This is a genomic window from Arthrobacter sp. UYEF36 (assembly GCF_040547025.1).
Lineage (GTDB): Bacteria > Actinomycetota > Actinomycetes > Actinomycetales > Micrococcaceae > Arthrobacter.
On sequence record NZ_JBEPOX010000005.1, the window covers coordinates 251,297 to 268,745 of the forward strand.

Genomic DNA, 17,449 nt, shown 5'->3' on the forward strand with positions numbered 1-17,449 from the left:
CCGGACGCACAGTATGACTTCATGGTCGTGTCCAACCGTCTGCCGGTCGACCGTTGCTCCGCGGACGAACCTGGCTGCGAGGACGGCTGGCGCCGTTCCCCCGGCGGCCTGGTCACCGCCCTGGCCCCCATGATGACCAAGACCGACGGCGCCTGGGTCGGCTGGCACGGCGCCCCAGATGAGCATGTCCAGCCCTTCAGCCACGGCGGCATCGATCTCGTTCCCGTCCAGCTGAGCACGCATGACATCGAGTTCTTCTATGAGGGCTTCTCCAACTCCACGCTCTGGCCGCTCTACCATGACGTGATTGCCCCGCCGGAATTCCACCGGACCTGGTGGGACTCCTACCGCAAGATCAACCGCCGGTTCGCGGACGCCGTCATCCACCACGCCGGCCGCGGGGCCACCGTCTGGGTGCAGGACTACCAGCTCCAGCTTGTCCCGAAGATGCTGCGCGAGGCGCGACCGGACCTGAAGATCGGTTTCTTCAACCACATCCCCTTCCCGCCGCCGGAGATCTTCGCCCAGCTGCCGTGGCGCCGCGCCATCATCGATGGGCTGCTCGGCGCCGACCTGGTGGGCTTCCAGCGCAGCAGCGACGCCGGCAACTTCATGCGTTCCGCCCGCCGCTTCCTCGGCGCCAGCGTCAAGCAGCAGCAGGTCCACGTCAAGGGCAGCGACGGCGAGACCACCCATATCGCCCGCGCCCAGGCGTTTCCGATCTCGATTGACGTCCAGCAGATCAGCGAACTCGCCCGGAAACCCGAAATCATCGAGCGCGCCCGCCAGATCCGCCAGGATCTCGGCAACCCCAAGACAATCCTGCTCGGCGTCGACCGCCTCGACTACACCAAGGGCATCCGGCACCGGCTCAAGGCCTACGAGGAACTCCTGGCGGACGGCAAGGTGACGGTGGAGGACGCCGCCCTGATCCAGGTCGCCAGCCCCAGCCGCGAACGGGTGGAGCAGTACCGCCTGCTGCGCGAAGAAGTCGAGGGCACGGTCGGCCACATCAACGGCACCTACGACACCCTGCAAAACACCGCCGTCCGCTACCTGCACCACAACTACCCGATCGAGGAAATGGTCGCGCTCTACCTGGCGGCTGACGTCATGCTCGTCACCGCCCTGCGGGACGGGATGAACCTCGTGGCCAAGGAATACGTCACGGCCCGGACCAACAACGACGGCGCCCTGGTGCTGAGCGAGTTCGCCGGCGCCGCGGACCAGCTCAAGCAGGCCCTGCTGATGAACCCGCACGACATCGACGGCCTCAAGGACACCATCATGAAGGCCGTCAACATGCAGCCTGCGGAAGCCGCGCGCCGCATGCGCTCGATGCGCAAGCAGATCCTGGACCACGACGTTGACCTCTGGTCCTCGGACTTCCTGAGCGCGCTCGAAGAAAAGGTAATCCGCGATGACTCCTGAGCTCTCCCCGGAACAGACCCCGCTCTCGCTCGCCCCGGACCTGCTTGAGGCCCTGCGCCGCATCGCCGCCACGGAGCACCTGCTGGTCGCCATGGATTTTGACGGCACGATGGCGCCCCTGGTGGACCATGCCGGGGATGCCCGCGCCCTCCCCCGCTCGGCCGCGGCCTTCGCCGCGCTCACCGAACTGCCGCGGACGACGACGGCGCTCATCTCCGGGCGCGCCCTGGACAGCCTCCGGGCGGTCGCCTTCCCCCCGGAGAAGACGTTGCTGATCGGCAGCCACGGCGCCGAAGTCTGGATGGGACCCGGGTCCTCGAAACTGGAACTCGATGACGCCCGCCGGGAACTGCTCGCCGAGGTCCGGCGCGAGCTGGAGGGCATCGTGGAGGTGGCGCCGGGAACCCTGCTGGAGGACAAGCCGGCCGGCGTCGTCCTGCACACCCGGCTTGCCGCGGACGATGTCGCCGAGGACGCTGTCTCCGCCGCCCGCGCCGCGCTGCAGGACCGGCCCGGGGTGTACCTGAAGAGCGGCAACCGCGTGCTGGAGACCTCCGTGGTCCACGCCTCCAAGGGGGAAGGGGTCTCCTTCCTGCGCCAGGCGACCGGCGCCACGGCCACGGTCTTCGCAGGCGATGACACCACCGACGAGGACGCCCTGGCACGCCTGCTCCCCGGGGACCTGGGCGTGAAGGTCGGGTTGGACTTCACCCAGGCCCAGTTCCGGATCGAAGCGCCGGCGCACGTTTCCGAGCTGCTGGAGGCTCTGCTGCGGGAACGCAGACGTGCCCTCGGACTGCCGGACAGTACCTCATAGCGGACACCGAGTAAGCCGAATCACGTGTGACATCCGCAACACTTTGGCCCATTAACCAAAAATATGACATACTCTAGTTGTGATGTGGCGCACAACTACCGTGCGGCGTCATTGGATACACCTCGGCTTCGGCCGGGGAGTATACGCACGACCAGGTGCTGATAACTGAATTAACAACTGAAGAATAAGACCATTCACTACGGATCGTCCGGCACGTACCTGCCGGTGAAGGGATTGATAACTGTGGCTACAGTTACTTTTGATAACGCAACACGTCTGTACCCGGGCACGGATAAGCCCGCTGTTGACAAGCTCAACATTGAAATCGCCGATGGCGAATTCCTGGTCCTCGTTGGACCCTCCGGCTGTGGCAAGTCGACCTCCCTGCGCATGCTCGCAGGTCTTGAGGACGTCAACGCCGGCCGGATCCTGATTGGCGACCGCGATGTCACCGACGTCCCCCCGAAGGACCGCGACATCGCCATGGTTTTCCAGAACTACGCCCTGTACCCGCACATGACGGTCGCGGACAACATGGGCTTCGCCCTAAAGATCGCCGGCGTCAGCAAGGAAGAGCGCGCCGAGCGAGTCCGTGAAGCTGCCAAGCTCCTGGACCTCGAGCCATACCTGGACCGCAAGCCGAAGGCACTCTCCGGCGGCCAGCGCCAGCGTGTCGCCATGGGCCGCGCGATCGTGCGTAACCCGCAGGTCTTCCTCATGGATGAGCCGCTGTCCAACCTTGACGCAAAGCTCCGCGTGCAGACCCGCACGCAGATCGCGTCCCTGACCCGCCGCCTGGGCGTCACCACGGTTTACGTGACCCACGACCAGGTCGAGGCCATGACCATGGGCGACCGCGTCGCCGTGCTGAAGGACGGCCTGCTGATGCAGGTCGACACCCCGCGCAACCTGTACGACAAGCCCAAGAACGTCTTCGTGGCCGGCTTCATCGGCTCCCCCGCGATGAACCTGCTGGAGCTTCCCGTCGTCGACGGCGGCGTGCAGTTCGGTGGCACCATCTACCCGGTGCCGCACAACGTCCTCGAGGAGGCCAGCGGCAAGACTGTCACGCTTGGTTCCCGTCCGGAGGACCTTGAGCAGGTCGCCGCAGGTGAAGGCCTCCAGGTCGAGGTCGACGTCGTCGAAGAACTCGGTGCCGACGCTTACGTCTACGGCCACACCACCCTGGACGGCAAGAGCCACGACATCGTGGCCCGCGTCGACGGCCGCCGCCCCCCGATGAAGGGCGAGTCCATCTACGTCCGCCCGCAGTCCGGCCACGTGCACCTGTTCGACACCAAGACGGGCCTGCGCCTGGGCGACTAGTCCCCACCCACCCGCCGGCTCGGGCCCACCCACCGGCACTGCACGACTGACGGCGGTCCTCCCCTCTGGAGGGCCGCCGTCGGGCTTTAACTTGCCTGGCAGCACCCTTTCGTTAGGGCCGCCGCCCTTAGTACGGAAGAATTGGCTCATGACCGAGGACAACCACATCACCGAGGACAACAGTGCCCGCTGGCACGACGAACCCACCGACTACGGTCAGATCGGCAAGTTGCCCCGGTTCGAAGCCGCCAGCGCCAACGACAGCAAGGCGTCTGTGGCGTCGAGCTCGCTGAGCATCACCGCCGCCGCCACCGAGCCGGAACTGCTGGACCTGCCCTGGCACATCGCCCTGGAGGACTGGCCGGCGGAAAACCTCGCCGCGCTCCCCCGCGGCATCTCCCGCCACATCGTGCGCTTCGCCCACCTTGGCGGCTCCGTCATCGCCATCAAGGAAACCTCGGAGCACGTGGCCCGCCACGAGTACCACATGCTCCGCAAGCTCGCCCGGCTGGATGTGCCCTGCGTGGAACCTGTCGCCGTCATCACCGGCCGCACGACGCCGGACGGCCGGCCGCTGAACCCCGTGCTGGTCACCCGGCACCTGAAGTTCTCCATGCCGTACCGCGCCCTCTTCTCGCAGATGCTGCGCAAGGACACGCTTACCCGCCTGATCGACGCGCAGGCGCTGCTCCTGGTACGCCTGCACCTGATCGGGTTCTACTGGGGCGACGTCTCGCTCTCCAACACGCTGTTCCGCCGCGACGCCGGCGCCTTCGCCGCCTACCTCGTGGACGCAGAGACCGGCGAGCTGTATCCGGACCTGTCCACGGGGCAGCGCGAATACGATCTGGAAATCGCCCGGGTCAATATCGCCGGTGAACTCATGGACCTGCTCGACGGCGGCCTGATCGAGGAAAAAGTGGACCCCGTGGCCACGAGTGAACTCATCATGGACAGCTACCGGCGCCTCTGGACCGAGCTGACGGAAAAGGAATCGTTCGAGATCGGTGAACGCTGGCGGGTGGCGGCCCGCATCCGGAAGCTCAACGAGCTGGGGTTCGACGTCGAGGAATACGCAATCAAGACGACGCAGAACGGTTCCACGATCCAGCTTCAGCCCAAGGTGGTCGACGCCGGCCACCACCAGCGCCGGCTGCTGCGCCTGACCGGCCTGGACGCCCAGGAAAACCAGGCCCGCCGGCTCCTGAATGACATGGACTCCTTCCGTGCGGACAACAACCCCGGGATGGACGAGGAATACAGCGCCCACCTGTGGGTCAGCCAGATTTTCGAACCGATCGTCCGTTCCATCCCCCGCGACCTGTCCGGGAAGCTGGAGCCTGCGGAGGCCGTGCACGAGATCCTGGAGCACCGCTGGTACATGTCCGAGAAGGAGAACCGGCATATCCCGCTGGCCGAAGCCGTGCAGTCCTACATTGACTCCGAGCTGCGCCACCGCCGGGACGAGGCGGCCATTATGCTGAACCCGGACACGGGGCTGCTCAAGATCCTGGAGGTGGAAACGGAGGAATCCCGCTACGGCGCCGACGAGTCCGTCGACGAATACCCGGACTCCGACGACTAGGCTGCCGCGGCGCCGTTCTCCGGGAGTTCCGTTCGTGGCACAGCCGTGCTAGATCGCCTTGCCGGGGTTCAGGATGCCGGCCGGGTCGAAGAGTTCCTTGATCCGGCGCTGCAGTTCGCGCACCGGTTCCTTCTGCTCCAGCCCCAGCCAGCGCAGCTTGTACTGGCCGATTCCGTGCTCCCCGGTGATGGTGCCGCCAATGGCCAGCGCCACGGTGATGGATTCGTCCAGGGCAGCGCCGAGGCGCGTCATGGCGTCCGCGGCCACGGTCTTGTCGACCCGGTCCACCCAGAAGGTGGGGTGCAGGTTGCCGTCCCCGGCGTGCGCCACCACCTTGAGCTTGACCCCGTGCGTTGCCGCCATGGTCTCGAGGGCTTCCACGTAGTCGACCAGCCGGGAGCGCGGGACGGCGACGTCCTCGCCCACGCGGTATTCGTCGTCGACCTCCACGCCGCGGCTGTTGCGCCGCAACTCCACCAGGCGCTCCGCCTCCGCGCTGGCCTCCATGGTCACGACCGCGCCGCCGGCCACGAGGACCGGCCGGATCGCCGCTGCCTCCGCCGCAGCGCCGAAGCCGTCGGTCTGGATCAGCAGCAGGGACTGTCCCCTGGCGGCGAGGTCCGAGCCGTGGAGCGCGTCGAGCTGGGCCAGGGTGCCGCTGTCGAGCAGTTCCATGATGGCTGGCTGCACGCGTGCCTTGCCCACGGCCAGGACGCCCGCCGCGGCGCTGCGGAAGTCCGGGTAGAAGGCGGCGACTGTGTGCACATCCTGGGGGAGGTACTTGAGCCGGACGGTGATTCCGACGACGATCCCCAGCGTCCCCTCGGAGCCGACGAAGAGCCCGGTGAGGTCGTAGCCGGCAACCCCTTTGAAGGTCTGGTGGCCGGTGTGGATGAGCGAGCCGTCCGCCAGCACGACGTCGAGCGCCAGCACCGAGTCGCGGGTCACCCCGTATTTGGCGCAGCGCAGGCCGCCGGCGTTCGTGGCCACGTTGCCGCCGATGGTGGACTGCTTGTAGCTGGCCGGGTCGGGGGCGTACATGAGTCCATGGACCGCTGCGGCTGTGTTGAGGTCCGCGTTGATGACCCCGGGTTCGACGACGGCAGTTTCGTCGTCGGGGTTGAGGTCCAGGATGCAGTTCATCCGTTCCAGGCTCAGCACGACGCAGTCCTTGCTCGCGTGCGCACCACCCGAGACACCGGTCCCGGCGCCCCGGGCCACCAGCGGAACCCCGCTGGCGGCGCAGGCGCGGACAGTGGCCTGGACGTCTTCGACGGATTCGGCCCGGACCACGGCCTGCGGCAGCTGGTAGTCCAGCACCGGCGCCTGGTCTACCGCGTAGACGGTCAGCGTGGGGGCATCCACGGCCACTTTGGCCGGGCCCAGGGCAGAGGTGAGCTCGTCGATGATGCTCATGCGGTCTCCAGTTCGTCGAATCCGGCTTTCAGTCTAAGGCGCGGACCCGGGAGCGCCGGAGCGGGCTGTCGATTGCGGCGTGGCTCGGGACAGCGGGGTGCCGGGCAGCACCCAGACCCCAGCCGCGGGGCCCCGGGTGCTGACCAGGGTGCCGGTGGAGGCCCCATCGGAACTGGTCTGCCCGGCCGCCAGGTGAGCTGTGCTGAGCTGAGCTGTGCCGAACGCGGGATCCCCCGCGAGGGCCAGGTGCTGGGCGCCGGTCAGGGTTCCCGGCGCCAGGTGAACGTCCGCGGCGGCCCGGGTCACGACGACGAGTATGGAACTTCCGGCCGTTTCCCGCACAAACGCCAGGGCGTCGCCCTCCGCGTAGAGCCAGCGGATTCCGCCGCCGGTCAGCGCGGGCTGGTCCCGGCGCAGCGCGGCGAGCGCGGCGTAGTCATCCCGGAGGTCCGCAAGGACCCGGCCCGGGTCGTTCCAGGGCATCGGCGTCCGCGACGCTTCCCCGTTGTGTCCCTTGAGCCCGAACTCGTCGCCTGCGAACACCACCGGCACGCCGGGCAGCGTGAACATCAGCACCGCGCCGAGCCGCTGGCCGCCGTCGATCATCACTGTGGCGGCCCGCGCAGTGTCGTGGCTGTTCAGCGCGTTCATGTTCTGCTGCCGGACGTCCCAGCTGAAGGCGGCCGCCAAATCCAGATGGGTGGCCAGAAAATCCTCGGCGCCGGTCCGGTTGGGGCCGGGCAAGGGGGTCCCGAAGAAATTGACGTGCCGGGCGTCGCCGGTGAGCCAGGACCACAACGGACGGGTGAAGTTGGAGTACGTCATGGCGCCGTGCCAGTGTTCACCGCTGAAGTCCGGGGCGGCGTCGTTGGTGGCTTCGGCCAGCAGCGCGGCCTCCGGGTTGATCTCCCGGACCCTGCCGGCGATCAGCCGGGCCACGTCCTGGTTCAGGTCCGTGGCCCCGAGCCGGCCGGTCATGTTGCCGACGTCGATCCGCCAGCCGTCGAGGTTGAAGGGAGGCTTGAGCCAGCGGGCCACGGGCGAGTCGTCAGCCAGGACGAACCGCTCTTTCAGCCCCTCCGAGGCCCAATTGAGTTTGGGCAGCGAGGCGACGCCGTACCAGGCTTCGTACTCGGTGTGGTCGTCGTTGAAGTAGTAGTAGCCCGCTTCGGGAGAGGCAGGTTCGGCGAGGGCGCGCCGGAACCATTCATGGGCGTCGCCGGAATGGTTGGCCGTGAGGTCGCCCATCACCTTCAGGCCGCGGGCGTGGGCAGCCTGGACCAGCTCCACCAGGGCCTGGTCCCCGCCGAGGAGCGGATCCACGGACGCAAAGGTGGCGGCGTCGTAGCGATGATTGGAGCGCGCCGGGAAGAACGGCGTCAGGTAAATGACGTCCGCGCCGAGCCGCTGGATGTGGTCGAGCTTTTCGGTGATGCCCGCGAGGTCCCCGCCGTAGAACTGGTAGGGGGTCTGCGGGCCGGAGCCCTCCACCGGGGTGGTGTCCCAGCTGCACTCCACCGCCCAGTCCGGGACGGGGGCCCTGACGGGGAGGTCCGGGCCGGGATGACCTGCAGGCACGCCGCCGGCCGAGGCTGCGGAGCGGGCAAAGCGGTCCGGGAAGATCTGGTACATCGTGCCCGTGCGGAGCCACCGCGGCGCTGCCGGGAACGTGCTCAGGCGGAAGTCCGCGTAGTCCGAGACGTCCCGGCTGAAGAGGCCCTGCGCGTTGAGGCTCCAGTAGCTCAGGTCTCCCGGCGCAGCCGGGACCTCCAGCAGGAAGCGGTACCGGGCCACCGGGTTCGTGACCGTCATGGGCGCCTCCCACCAGGCCCAGCCGTCCGCCTCGCCACCGTCGGTGCAGGGCTCATAGCGGGGCTCACCGTCCTGGATCGAGCGCAGCCAGACCCGGGCGGCGCGTCCCCAGCCGGCGGGAACCCGGATCCGCAGCCGGGCCGTATCGCCGAGCGACACCTGCTGCGGGGCGTGCAGGCCGGAGCCGTCGTGGTGCGGCAGCAGCCCCAAGGTGCCCAGCCCGGTCATGCCTAGCCCCGTCATGCCCAGCCCGGTCATGCCTAGCCCTTCACCGAGCCTTGGGTGAGGCCGCTGACGATGTAGCGCTGCAGGAAGAGGAACAGTGCCATGACCGGCACGGCGGCGAGCACGGCACCTGCGGCGAACACCCCCCAGTTCTCAGACCGCTGCTGCGCCACGAAGGAATAGAGGCCGACGGCGAGGGTCTGGCTGTCCGGGTCCGTGAGCACCACGCTGGCGATCACGAATTCGCCGGAGATTCCGATGAAGGACAGCAGGCCCACCACGGCCAGGATCGGGGTGACCAGGCGCATGATGATGCCAAAGAAGATCTGCGTGTGGCTGGCGCCGTCGATCTTGGCCGCCTCGTCGAGGGACGTCGGGACGGTGTTGAAGAAGCCGTACATCAGGTAGGTGTTCACGCCCAGGGCGCCGCCGAGGTAGACCATGATGAGTCCGAGCTGGCTGCCGAGGCCGAGTGCCGGGATGACCTCGGAGATGCCGCTGAGCAGCAGGAAGATCGCGACGACGGCGAGCAGCTGCGGGAACATCTGCAGCAGCAGCAGGCTGAGCAGGCCGATCCGGCGGCCCTTGAAGCGCATCCGGGAGAACGCGTACGCCGCCATGGCGCCGAGGAAGACCGTGGCCGCGGACGTCACGACGCCCACCACCATGGTGTTCATGAACCAGCGGGCGTAGGGCCGCGCAGGGTTGTTGAACAGCTCGGTGAAATTGCCGAAGTCGATCCGGCTGAACAGGGCGTTGGAGCCCACGAGGGTTCCGGTGGAGTTGAACGCCGCGGAGAGCACGTACAGCAGCGGGAAGATCGCGAAGATGGTCACGGCGATGCCGACCAGGTGGCGCCAGCCCTTGTCCTTGAACCAGGCGCCGAAGGGGCGACGGCGCCGCAGCGAGCGGAGCTGGTCGACGTCGGTGGTGCGCCCTGTTGCTGCGTCGTCGACGCCGGCCGAAGCCGCCGCCGCCGTGCTGACGGTCCTTGGTGCTGACCCGTTCATGAGTTCACGTCCTCGAGTGCCTTGGTCTGCTTGAAGCTGATGGCCGAAACGGTGGCCACGATGATGAAGATGATGATGGCCAGGGCGCTGGCAAGGCCATAGTCACGCCCCGTCCCCTGCCCGAACGCCACCTTGTAGACGAGCGTGATCAGGATGTCCGTGGCTCCGATGTCCCGGTCGGTGTCCGCGAAGCGCGGGCCGCCGCCGGTGAGCATGAAGATCACGTTGAAGTTATTGAAGTTGAACGCGAAGGACGAGATCAGCAGCGGTGCGATGGAGACCAGCAGCAAGGGCAGCTTGATGGAGCGGAACACCCGCCACGGGCCGGCGCCGTCCATCCGGGCGGCCTCGTCCAGCTCCGTCGGCAGCGACTGGAGGGCCCCGGTGCAGACCAGGAACATGTACGGGAAGCCAAGCCACAGGTTGACCACGAGCACACTGATCTTGGCCAGGAACGGGTCCGTGAGCCAGCCGATCGTGGCCCCGCCCAGCAGGGTCTGGTTAAGCCAGCCGAACTGCGGGTTGAGGATGCCGGACCAAACGAGCCCGGACAGAAACGCCGGGAAGGCGTAGGGCAGGATCATCAGGATCCGGTACACCTTCTTGCCGCGCAGGTCCTCGCGGTTGAAGGTCATGGCCAGGAACAGGCCCATCGCGAAGGTCAGCGCCACGGAGGTCACGGCGAAGGTGAACGTCCAGAGGATGACGCCCAGCAGCGGACCGCGCAGGCTGGGATCGGTGAAGGCGCGGGCGAAGTTTTCCATGCCGACGTCGATCTTCCAGCCGGTGGTGAGCGTCTCGCCGTTGCTGGCCGCGAAGGCGCCCTCGCCGTTGTCACGGTAGAGCGCGCCGGTTTCGGTGTCGGTGAAGGTGTCGGCCGCGGCGTCGTACGTCAGCGCCGGCTTGAACTGGTAGGCGTTGCTACCGTCGGCGGTCCGCAGGGTGCCGTCGGCCGGGTCGGCGGAGACGGGGACGGTGATGTCCAGGATCTGTTGCTGGTTCGCCACGATTTCCTGGAAGTTCAGGGTGCGGTAGCCGTCCAGGGCGTTGGCTTTGCCGGTGGAGTCCTTGCCGGCGCCGGAAACGGCCTCAAGCGGCGCCTCCGTACTACCGAGCGAGACCTTGCCGGCCGGGTCCGTGAAGAGCAGGTAGAAGGAATTGTCTTTGGCGAGGACCGCCGTCTTGTAGGCCGGCGAATCGGGGACGCGTTTCTGTGCTGTGAGCTGGATGGCGGCGATCGCGTCATCCTTGGTGCTGTTGTGGCCGTCGCCGTAGTTGGTGAAGGCGATGTAGCCGCTGAACAGGACGACGAAGACCTGGAAGACCAGCAGGAACAGCACACCGGGGGCCAGATACTTCGCGGGGAGTCCACCCTTGCGCAGGTAGATCCAGTTGATCGCGAGGACGACGGCGGAGGAGACTGCCAGGGCGCCCCACGACTCGGCGAGAAACAGCATCATCAGGACGTAGACGGCCAGTGCGTCCACGAGGCCCAGCAGCACGATCTTGGCGACGGTGCCTTTGGTGGTGTCCGGGCCGAAACGGCGGCGCCCGGCGCCCGGGCGGCCTGGCCGCCCGGCAGAGCCGGAGCCGTCCGGGTCCGTTGCTGAGGCCGGGGTGCCGGCCTGGCGGAGTTCGGTATCTGTCATGGCTGTCTACGGTCCTTGGGAGAAGCAGGTGGTGGTGCAGGAACGGGCCAGGCGGCATGGCTGCCGCCCGGCCCGGTGCGTGCCGGGCCGTGACGCCTTTCGAAGGATCGGTTCGTCACGGACCGGCGCGGGGACTAACCCCCGATTTTGGCCTTGATGCTCGCGGCCATCTTGGCCCAGTCAGCGGCGGGATCGCCCTGGCCCTGGATGAGGGCCAGTTCGGTGGCTCCCCAGTCAGCCCAGACGGCGCTCATTTCCGGGATGGCCGGCATCGGGACGCCGGTGGCGCCGATCTTGCCGAAGGCTGCCACGACGGGATCGCTGGCGGCTTTCTCGAAGGATGACTTCAGGGCCGGCGGGCGGCCTCCGGCCTTGTACATCGAGTCCTGGGCGTCCTCGGAGGTGAGGTAGTTGGTCACAAACTCGTTAGTGGCCAGGGCGTTGGCGCTCTTGGCGCTGATGAAGAAGCCGTTGACGCCGACGAACGGCTGGGCAGGCTTGTCACCGGCGGTCGGGAGCGCGTCCACAGCAAACGTGATGCCCTTCTTCTGCACATCCGGCACGTTCCACGGGCCCGTCAGGAAGTACGGGGACTCCCCGGCCAGGAACTTCTCCTTGGCGATGTCACCGGTGATATTGGAGTTGATGATCTTCTCGCCGGCGTCGCCCCAGGCGAGCAGCTTCTTGGCGAACTCCACACCGGCGGCGTCGCCGATCAGGAGCTGCTTGGGGTCGTAGCCGCCGTCGGCGGTCAGGCCGAAGACCTGGGAACCCATGGAGGCCTGCAGCGGGTAGAGGTGGTAAGGGTCGCCCTGCTTCGGGTCCATGCCGACCAGGAACGGGAACTGTGCCTTGCCGTCGGCGACGGCCTTCTTGCCGTTGGCGATGACCTCGTCGAAAGTCTTGGCTGCCGCCGGCACCATGTCGGTGTTGCGCAGCAGTGCGATGTTTTCGATCGCGTACGGGACGCCGTAGACCGAACCGTTGTAGGTCATGGCCTTGACGGACGAATCCTGGAAGCCGGATTTCTTGTCGCCCAGCTCGACCGGGGCAATGACACCGTTCTGGACGAACTTGCCGACCCAGTCGTGCGGGCCGACGATCAGGTCCGGGCCCTTGCCCGTGGGGACCTGGGTGATGAAGTCGTCGCGGACCGCTGCGAAGTCCTTGACCACGAGCTTCACTTCAATGCCCGTGTCAGCCTGGAACTTGGCGGTGATGTCCTTCAGCGCGGGTGAGCGCTCGGCATCGACCCACATGGTGATGGTGCCGGCGCCGGCCGACTTGAGGTCCGGCTTGGCCGTGGCGGTTGCGGGCGCCGTGGCGGTCGCGCCGCCGCAGGCGCTCAGTGCCAGCGCGGCAGCTACGGAGAGCGCCCCGGCCGTGAATACACGCCGGCTGGTCCCGGTTGTGAGGGTGTTGTGCACCTTCATTGGTGTCCCTTTCATGAATCCTGCATCCACGCTGTGGGCCCTGTCGTGAGGTTCTGGTGAAGAATCCGGGGCCCGGTGGCATCGTCGGTGATGTGGCTCACAGCTGCAAGCGCTTCCAAAAGTACACGGTGATGATGACTTTGAAAAGTCACACTACTGGCGGGTAACAGCCACGGTCTAATTGGAGGCAGAAATTGAGGGTGGGCGAAGTAGCCGCACTTCAGGGCACTGGCGCGGCGTACGGGAGGATAGAATCCACTCGCCAGCAGTAAGGGTGCATCAGGATTTCTTCTGGAAGCGTTTTCAATTTGCTGGGTTCGGCCTTACGATTACCCGCATGTCCGTTGACTCAGCAATCGCCGCCCCCGCCCAGCCTGCCGGGGCCCTGACCGGCCCACTGACGCCGGTGCACCCCGCAGATCATCTCCCCGGATGGTGGCGCTCGGCCGTCATCTACCAGGTGTACCCGCGCTCATTCAGGGACCTGAACGGGGACGGCGTCGGTGACCTCGCCGGAATCACCGCCGAGCTGCCGAAGCTGGCTGAACTGGACATCGACGCCGTCTGGCTCTCCCCGTTCTACCGCTCCCCGCAGCGCGACGCCGGCTACGACGTCAGCGACTACTGCGATGTGGACCCGCTGTTCGGCACGCTGGCGGACTTTGACGCCATGATGGCCGAGGCCACGCGGCTGCGCCTGCGGATGATCGTGGACCTCGTCCCCAACCACTGCTCGGACCAGCATGCCGCTTTCCGGGCAGCGTTGGCCGCGCCCGCCGGCAGCCCGGAACGGGACATGTTCATCTTCCGCGACGGCCGCGGCCCCTACGGCGAGGAGCCGCCCAACAACTGGGAGTCCCACTTCGGCGGCCCGGCCTGGACCCGGATCGCCGAACCGGACGGCACCCCGGGCCAGTGGTACCTGCACCTCTTTGACACCTCCCAGCCGGATTTCAATTGGGACAACGACGCCGTGCACGAAGAATTCGAGCAGGTGCTGCGCTTCTGGCTGGACCGCGGTGTCTCAGGCTTCCGGGTGGACGTGGCTCATGCCCTGGTCAAGGCCCCGGGGCTGCCGGAATGGGGCGGCCGGGCCGACGGCAACAGCTGCGACGGCTACCCCGGCCATGACGCTCCCATGTTCGGCCAGCCCGCGCTGCACGACATCTACCGCAAATGGCGGCGGATCCTCGCCGAATACGGCCCGGACCGCATCCTGTGCGCCGAAGCGAACGTGGATCCGCTCCCCCGCCTGGCCGACTGGGTCCGGCCGGACGAGATGCACCAGGCCTTCAACTTCCCGTACCTCCACGCCGGCCTGGACGTCCACCGCATGCGCGGTGTCATCACCGAATCCCTGACGGCGCTCGACTCCGTCGGGGCTCCCAGCACCTGGGTACTCTCCAACCACGACGTGGTCCGGCACGCCACCCGGTTCGGCTACGACGGCCATGCGCCGCGCGACGGCGACGGGATCGGCACCTTCGATCCCCAGCCGAACGAGCCCCTCGGCCGCTCCCGGGCCGCGGCCGCGTCCATGTTCATGCTCGGACTGCCCGGCGGCGCCTACCTTTACCAGGGCGAAGAACTCGGCCTGCCCGACGGGATCGACATTCCGGACAGCCAGCGGCAGGACCCCACCTTCGGCCGCACCGGAGGCGAACGCCTGGGCCGCGACGGCTGCCGCGTGCCGCTGCCGTGGCGCGCCGCCGAACTCCATGCCGGATTCGGCAACGGGGCGGCCCCTTGGCTCCCCCAGCCGGAAAGCTTCACGGAACTGGCGCGTGACGCCCAGGCCGCCTCGCCGTCGTCGCACCTCAACCTCTACCGGCGCATGCTGGCCGCCCGGCGCGAGCTGGGACTGGGCCAGGGGTCCCTCGCCTGGGCCGAGCAATGGTGCACGGACAGCTGCCTGGCGTACGTGAACGGGACTACTCTGATCCTGCTCAACGCGGGGCAGGATCCTGTCGAACTCCCCGCCGGACGGGTGCTGCTGCGCAGCTCCCCGGATACTGCCGGGAACGGTTTCGAGTCATCCGAACCGGCCGGCTCCGGGCATCGGTTAGGCTCAGGGGAAACTGTTTGGCTGGAAATCTACATCGAGGACGCGGAGAGCTAAGAATGCCCGGCATCAAGGACGTCGCTGAGCGCGCTGGCCTCTCCATAGCCACCGTTTCGCGAGCCCTGAGCGGCAAGGGACATGTCTCGGCCCGCAGCCGTGAACGCGCCCAGACTGCCGCTGCCGAACTCGGCTTCGTCCTCTCCTACCACGCGTCCAGTCTGGCCTCCGGGCGGAACCACAATGTGGGTGTTGTGGTTCCGTCCGTGCACCGATGGTTCTTTTCCTCGGTGGTGGAGGGTGTCTCGGCGACCCTGCTGGACGCCGGCTACGACCTTACGCTCTACAACGTCAGCGAAGGGCAGGAACGCCGGCACAGCGTGCTGAACGACTTCCTGCTGCGCAAGCGTGTGGATGCGGTGATTGCAGTGTCGCTGGAGCTCAGCGAAGCCGAGATCCAGCAGCTGCTCGCGATCCACCGGCCCATTGTCGGGATCGGCGGCCCGCTGCCCGGCGCCTCGACCATCCGCATCGATGATTCGGGCATCGCCCAGGCCGCGGCCCGCCACCTGATCCAGCTCGGCCACAGCAAAATCGCCCACATGACCGGCGACGCCGCCTACGAGCAGGACTTCCGCCTGCCGGGCACCCGCCAGGCCGGTTTCAAGAAGGCCATGAAGGACGCCGGGCTGGCGACTCGCCCCGAGTGGCAGGTCTCCGCCGACTTCACCATCCAGGGCGCCTACGCCAGCGCACGGCAACTGCTCGGCGGCTCCGTGGAGCGGCCCACGGCCGTCTTCGCCGCGTCTGATGAAATGGCGATCGGGACCATCCTCGCCGCCCGCGACTTCGGGCTGCGGGTACCGGACGACCTGTCCGTGATCGGCATTGACGGCCATGAACTCGGTGGGGTCTTCGGACTCACGACGATCGACCAGGATGCCCGGGGCCAGGGGGCGCTGGCTGTCCGCCGGCTGCTGGCCGGGCTCGACGGCGCCGGCGACGCCGACGCGGCCGACACCGAATATCCGACGCGCTTCGTGATCCGCTCCAGCACGGCCGTTCCGCCCGTCGACACGGTGCCGCTGCACTGAGCGCCGGATGCGCGCCGCCCCGCAGTCCTGGCCGGCTTAGGCGCCGGCACCACCCATAAAGCGCACAAAGCGGTCCAGCACGCCGCCCCAACCGGCGGCGTACTCCGCCCGTGTTGCGGCGGGGTCCTCGGCGCCTTCCCACCCGCTGTGCACGAGGCGGAGCTCTGTCCCCTCCTCCACGGCCCGGAACGCCACGCGCAGCTCCGTGGACCACACGGCGGAGGAACCGGGGTGCCAGCTGGCATGGAAGGACAGCGGGGGCTGCCAGTCATCGATGGACCCCCAGATGGCGGTCCTGCCGTCGTCCGCGCTCTCCAGGACCAGGTTCTCTTCGAATTCCACATAGGAGCCGGCGCCGAAAACGCTGTGCTCCCCGAGCGGCCACCAGAGGTGCGTGTGTTCGGTGAATCCAACAAAGGCGCGTGCGACCGCCCCCGGAACAATAACGGTGCAGACGACGGGATCCAGGCCGTCTGCCGCTGCCGGCTCCGGTGACTCGGCGGCGTCAGAGGCTGCGTGGCTGAAGAGGTTATCCATGGGCATCAACTCTACCCGCGGCCCGGACGCTCCCTCAGTTGGGGCAGGGCCCTGACTGATGCTCCCTCAGATCCTGCGGGCTCCGCCGTGACGCTCCCGGCCCACTGAAGTCGGCCGACCGCGGCACCCACCGCGCCGGGGCCCCCCGGCTCCTCTGGCCGGACGTGAGGGAGGGTCCGGGGTGTGGGGACCGGATCTGAGGGAGGGTCCGGGGTGTGGGGACCTGATCTGAGGGAGGGGGTTAAATGCGGGAGAGCCCCGACCGTGTGGTTGGGGCTCTCGACCGTTTAATGATGTTCCGGCGGTGACCTACTCTCCCACACCCTCCCTCACTTGTGGCAGGGTCCGCCCTGATGCTCCCTCAGTTGCGGCAGGGTCCGCCCAGATGCTCCCGCAGATCCGGCCGGGATCCGGGCTATGATGCCGGGCCTTCTGGCGGGGCGGACGACGGCGGCATCCCGCCGTTACAGAGCCCTCACCCGGCCGCACAGTTCCGGGGCGGGCTAAGCGGCGGTGAGGGACGGTCCGGGGTGGTGGGACCGGACGTGAGGGAGGGTCCGGGGTGTGGGGACCGGATCTGAGGGAGGGTCCGGGGTGTGGGGACCGGATCTGAGGGAGGGTTTTAAATGCGGGAGAGCCCCGACCGTGTGGTTGGGGCTCTCGACCGTTTAATGATGTTCCGGCGGTGACCTACTCTCCCACACCCTCCCGGGTGCAGTACCATCGGCGCTGTGGGTCTTAGCTTCCGGGTTCGGAATGGGACCGGGCGTTTCCCCCACGCTATGACCGCCGTAACCCTTGCTCCCGTCCCCCTGGGTTGTGGCCCGGGGGTGGGAAATCTGGTGTTACAACTGTGGTGTTGTTTATTTGGTTGTGGTTTTGTTCCTCAAGCAACGGGTTTGTTGTTTGGGAACCACATAGTGGACGCAAGCAGTCTTGTTTTCTTTGTACTCTCTCCCTGGTGTGAACGTCTTTTGAATCCGTTCACGGAAGAGGGTGTGTGGTGTAAGTTATCGGCCTATTAGTACCGGTCAGCTTCACGAGTCGTTAGTCCT

The 17,449-nt window shown here is 67.4% G+C and carries 12 protein-coding genes and 1 rRNA gene; 6 read left to right on the forward strand and 7 right to left on the reverse strand.

The annotated features are described in order from the left end of the window. Positions 1 to 21: 21 nt before the first annotated feature. The 4 genes from ABIB29_RS10265 to ABIB29_RS10280 all read left to right on the forward strand — a co-directional run bounded on the left by ABIB29_RS10265 (position 22) and on the right by ABIB29_RS10280 (position 5,159). Entirely contained in the window at positions 22 to 1,431 is a 1,410-nt protein-coding gene (locus ABIB29_RS10265) for an alpha,alpha-trehalose-phosphate synthase (UDP-forming) (protein ID WP_354172461.1), read from the forward strand. After that, positions 1,421 to 2,248 carry a trehalose-phosphatase gene (gene otsB, locus ABIB29_RS10270; protein ID WP_354172425.1) on the forward strand — a complete coding sequence of 276 codons (828 nt, stop codon included), beginning with the start codon at positions 1,421 to 1,423 and terminating at the stop codon, positions 2,246 to 2,248. The genes ABIB29_RS10265 and otsB overlap by 11 nt, the downstream gene beginning before the upstream one ends. A gap of 243 nt (positions 2,249 to 2,491) precedes the next feature. Continuing rightward, positions 2,492 to 3,574: an ABC transporter ATP-binding protein gene (locus ABIB29_RS10275; protein ID WP_354172427.1), complete on the forward strand. Its 1,083-nt coding sequence runs from the start codon at positions 2,492 to 2,494 to the stop codon at positions 3,572 to 3,574. Positions 3,575 to 3,740: 166 nt separating this feature from the next. After that, positions 3,741 to 5,159 (forward strand): DUF4032 domain-containing protein, encoded by a 1,419-nt coding sequence (locus tag ABIB29_RS10280; protein ID WP_354172462.1) that lies wholly within the window; start codon positions 3,741 to 3,743, stop codon positions 5,157 to 5,159. A 48-nt stretch (positions 5,160 to 5,207) separates the two neighbouring features. Here the strand turns inward: ABIB29_RS10280 and ABIB29_RS10285 are convergent, their stop codons facing one another. The 5 genes from ABIB29_RS10285 to ABIB29_RS10305 all read right to left on the reverse strand — a co-directional run bounded on the left by ABIB29_RS10285 (position 5,208) and on the right by ABIB29_RS10305 (position 12,704). Next, positions 5,208 to 6,575, reverse strand: a complete 1,368-nt coding sequence (locus ABIB29_RS10285) for an FAD-binding oxidoreductase (protein WP_354172429.1) — start codon at positions 6,573 to 6,575, stop codon at positions 5,208 to 5,210. 33 nt (positions 6,576 to 6,608) lie between these two features. Further along, positions 6,609 to 8,645, reverse strand: coding sequence for a glycoside hydrolase family 13 protein (locus ABIB29_RS10290; RefSeq protein ID WP_354172431.1), 2,037 nt, complete (start codon positions 8,643 to 8,645; stop codon positions 6,609 to 6,611). A gap of 2 nt (positions 8,646 to 8,647) precedes the next feature. Further along, the gene (locus ABIB29_RS10295) at positions 8,648 to 9,622 is read right to left on the reverse strand and encodes a sugar ABC transporter permease (protein ID WP_354172433.1); all 975 of its coding nucleotides are present in this window, start codon (positions 9,620 to 9,622) and stop codon (positions 8,648 to 8,650) included. Then, positions 9,619 to 11,271: an ABC transporter permease subunit gene (locus ABIB29_RS10300; protein WP_354172435.1), complete on the reverse strand. Its 1,653-nt coding sequence runs from the start codon at positions 11,269 to 11,271 to the stop codon at positions 9,619 to 9,621. Before ABIB29_RS10300 ends, ABIB29_RS10295 begins: the two co-directional genes overlap by 4 nt. Before the next feature lie 134 nt (positions 11,272 to 11,405). Beyond that, on the reverse strand, positions 11,406 to 12,704 hold the full coding sequence (locus ABIB29_RS10305) for a sugar ABC transporter substrate-binding protein (RefSeq protein WP_354172464.1): 1,299 nt from the start codon (positions 12,702 to 12,704) through the stop codon (positions 11,406 to 11,408). A 337-nt stretch (positions 12,705 to 13,041) separates the two neighbouring features. Here ABIB29_RS10305 and ABIB29_RS10310 point away from each other — a divergent pair, with 337 nt between their 5' ends. Next, positions 13,042 to 14,823, forward strand: a complete 1,782-nt coding sequence (locus ABIB29_RS10310; protein WP_354172437.1) for a glycoside hydrolase family 13 protein — start codon at positions 13,042 to 13,044, stop codon at positions 14,821 to 14,823. Positions 14,824 to 14,825: 2 nt separating this feature from the next. Continuing rightward, positions 14,826 to 15,857 (forward strand): LacI family DNA-binding transcriptional regulator, encoded by a 1,032-nt coding sequence (locus tag ABIB29_RS10315; protein WP_354172439.1) that lies wholly within the window; start codon positions 14,826 to 14,828, stop codon positions 15,855 to 15,857. A gap of 36 nt (positions 15,858 to 15,893) precedes the next feature. On the opposite strand, the gene ABIB29_RS10320 is transcribed toward ABIB29_RS10315, so the two are convergent. After that, positions 15,894 to 16,394: an SRPBCC domain-containing protein gene (locus tag ABIB29_RS10320; protein ID WP_354172441.1), complete on the reverse strand. Its 501-nt coding sequence runs from the start codon at positions 16,392 to 16,394 to the stop codon at positions 15,894 to 15,896. Positions 16,395 to 17,071: 677 nt separating this feature from the next. Beyond that, a 5S ribosomal RNA gene (gene rrf, locus ABIB29_RS10325) occupies positions 17,072 to 17,188 on the reverse strand. Between the last annotated feature and the right edge of the window lie 261 nt (positions 17,189 to 17,449).

Bases quoted from the DNA above. Each gene is read 5' to 3' on its own strand.
- ABIB29_RS10265 (WP_354172461.1), top strand. From the start codon at position 22: ATGGTCGTGTCCAACCGTCTGCCGGTCGACCGTTGCTCCGCGGACGAA.
- otsB (WP_354172425.1), top strand. From the start codon at position 1,421: ATGACTCCTGAGCTCTCCCCGGAACAGACCCCGCTCTCGCTCGCCCCG.
- ABIB29_RS10285 (WP_354172429.1), bottom strand. From the start codon at position 6,575: ATGAGCATCATCGACGAGCTCACCTCTGCCCTGGGCCCGGCCAAAGTG.
- ABIB29_RS10290 (WP_354172431.1), bottom strand. From the start codon at position 8,645: ATGACCGGGCTGGGCATGACGGGGCTAGGCATGACCGGGCTGGGCACC.
- ABIB29_RS10295 (WP_354172433.1), bottom strand. From the start codon at position 9,622: ATGAACGGGTCAGCACCAAGGACCGTCAGCACGGCGGCGGCGGCTTCG.
- ABIB29_RS10300 (WP_354172435.1), bottom strand. From the start codon at position 11,271: ATGACAGATACCGAACTCCGCCAGGCCGGCACCCCGGCCTCAGCAACG.
- ABIB29_RS10305 (WP_354172464.1), bottom strand. From the start codon at position 12,704: ATGAAGGTGCACAACACCCTCACAACCGGGACCAGCCGGCGTGTATTC.
- ABIB29_RS10310 (WP_354172437.1), top strand. From the start codon at position 13,042: ATGTCCGTTGACTCAGCAATCGCCGCCCCCGCCCAGCCTGCCGGGGCC.
- ABIB29_RS10315 (WP_354172439.1), top strand. From the start codon at position 14,826: ATGCCCGGCATCAAGGACGTCGCTGAGCGCGCTGGCCTCTCCATAGCC.
- ABIB29_RS10320 (WP_354172441.1), bottom strand. From the start codon at position 16,394: ATGGATAACCTCTTCAGCCACGCAGCCTCTGACGCCGCCGAGTCACCG.